This window comes from Microvirga sp. P4_G7 (genome assembly GCF_056401005.1).
Genome location: NZ_JBFUKD010000622.1, coordinates 1 through 2188, shown reverse-complemented (window position 1 = coordinate 2188; position 2188 = coordinate 1). Strand labels below are relative to the sequence as shown.

The following is a 2188-nucleotide window of genomic DNA, read 5'->3' as shown; positions in this document are numbered from 1 at the left end:
CTCTCACAACTCGCGCGCCGGGGCAGATCGACGCCAGGGAAATGGCCCGTGCCGACCCTAGGTGAGGACGAACAGGCGCGAACCCTATGTTCCTATTGGAAATCGATGTCATGCATCGGCGCAGACACGGGTCGCGCTGAATGTGTTTGCAATGCCGAATGATGAGCGGAGCAGCGCGATCTAAGGCGGGTCTATTGGTGATCGTCCGGCGGACGCATAGGCGCGGATGCAAGTGGCAAGGGTTCTACCGGAACGCGTCGAAGGCGCGTCGCCCTTATGAGTCCGAATGAGTTGTCTGGAAAATTTGGTGGAGCCAGGCGGAATCGAACCGCCGACCTCTTGAATGCCATTCAAGCGCTCTCCCAACTGAGCTATGGCCCCACTCTGCTCCACGGTGTTTGGGGCACCGCGGAAAGGGTCGCTGCCGAAGCAGCGGCGTCTCTATAATCGGGTCCGACGGGAGGTTCAAGCCTCTTCGTCGTCTTCCAGATCACTATCAATCAAATCCGAGACGTCGTCGCTGCCTTCCTCTTCTTCTTCGAGGAAAGTATCGTCGTCGGCCACATCTTCACCGACCTCGATGTCGTCGTCGGACGGAATGCTCTTCTCGGCCTCCTCGGCCTCGACCTCGTCGAGGGACACCAGTTCGGGCCCCGTCGACTCGAGCTCGGTGTCCTCCTCGACCACCTTCGCAGCACGGGCGACTGCGGGAGCCGCAACCCGGCTGAGGGCGACCGCTTGAAAAACGGTGCCGCATTTCGGGCAAGTCGCAGGATCCTTGTTCAGATCGTAGAATTTTGCGCCGCAGCTCATGCACTGGCGCTTCAAGCCGAGTTCCGGTTTGGCCACGGTGTATGCCTTCGAATTAGAAAGTTGAGAGCGTTCCGTTAGTCGTGGTGGCATTTCTTGTCAAATGCGAATTTCCTGTCAATTGCGGGATCGCGGCTACGCTGGGATGACGGCATGAAAAGCGCATGTTAGGAGCCGCAAAGCGAATTAAATCACGAAGGCTAGCGAGAATGTCACACGCACATGGCCCGGCATCGCCGGTCTCCAGCAAAGCTGGAACGGGCCTCAAAGGTCGCATTCGCGTTCCCGGCGACAAATCGATCTCCCATCGGTCGATGATTTTCGGGCTTCTCGCAATCGGTGAGACCCGTGTCGAAGGGCTTCTCGAGGGCGACGACGTCCTGCGGACCGCCGAGGCCTGCCGCGCCCTCGGCGCTGATATCCGCCGTGAAGGTGAAGGCCGGTGGCGCATCCGGGGCGTCGGAATCGGTGGATTGACCGAGCCGGCCGGGGTTTTGGACTTCGGCAATGCTGGAACCGGCTCCCGCCTGATGATGGGCGTCGCCGGCAGCCACCCGATCACCTCGACCTTCGACGGCGATGCCTCACTCCGCAAACGCCCGATGCGCCGCATTCTCGATCCGCTCGTCAAGATGGGGGTCACCGTCGTGTCCGAGGCGGAAGGCGGGCGTGTGCCGCTGACGATTCGCGGCCCGCGCGAGACCACCCCGATCACCTACGAAACGCCTGCCGCCTCGGCGCAGATCAAATCCGCAATTCTTCTGGCGGCTCTCAATGCGCCGGGCGTGACCACGGTCATCGAGCGCGAAGCCACCCGGGACCATACAGAGCGCATGCTGCGCCATTTTGGCGCGACGGTTGAGGTCAAGCCGCACGGCGAAGACGGCCGCGCGATTTCCCTCCACGGGCAGCCTGAGCTCCGCGGCGCCACCGTCGTGGTTCCAAGCGACCCCTCCTCGGCCGCTTTTCCGCTTGTCGCCGCCCTGATCACCCCCGATTCGGACGTCGTGATCGAGGGCGTGATGATGAACCCATTGCGGACGGGTCTGATCACGAGCCTTTTGGAGATGGGCGCGTCGATTGAGCGGTTGAACGAGCGCGACGAGGGCGGCGAGACCGTGGCTGATCTGCGGGTTCGCACCAGCCGCCTCAAGGGCGTCTCGATCCCGCCCGGCCGCGCCCCGGCGATGATCGACGAATACCCGGTGCTGGCGGTTGCGGCGTCGTTCGCGGCGGGCGACACCCGTATGCGGGGATTGCACGAGCTACGCGTCAAGGAGTCCGATCGCTTGGCCGCGGTGGCCGATGGCTTGGCGGAGGCCGGCGTCGCCTACACCATCGAAGGCGACGATCTCATCGTCCATGGTTCAGGCGGCCC

General features: G+C 62.9%; 2 protein-coding genes and 1 tRNA gene. 1 reads left to right on the top strand and 2 read right to left on the bottom strand.

Annotated elements, in window-relative coordinates; genetic code table 11:
- Nucleotides 1–305 precede the first annotated feature (305 nt).
- Both AC1DT3_RS18755 and AC1DT3_RS18750 read right to left on the bottom strand, forming a co-directional pair.
- A tRNA-Ala gene (locus AC1DT3_RS18755) sits at nucleotides 306–381 on the bottom strand.
- Between the two features lie 84 nt (nucleotides 382–465).
- Nucleotides 466–849, bottom strand: coding sequence for a TIGR02300 family protein (locus AC1DT3_RS18750; protein WP_477466733.1), 384 nt, complete (start codon nucleotides 847–849; stop codon nucleotides 466–468).
- Nucleotides 850–1019: 170 nt separating this feature from the next.
- Between AC1DT3_RS18750 and aroA the strand changes: the two genes are divergently transcribed.
- Nucleotides 1020–2188, top strand: a 1169-nt coding sequence (aroA, locus tag AC1DT3_RS18745) for a 3-phosphoshikimate 1-carboxyvinyltransferase (protein ID WP_477466732.1), incomplete at its 3' end; no start/stop codon positions are given.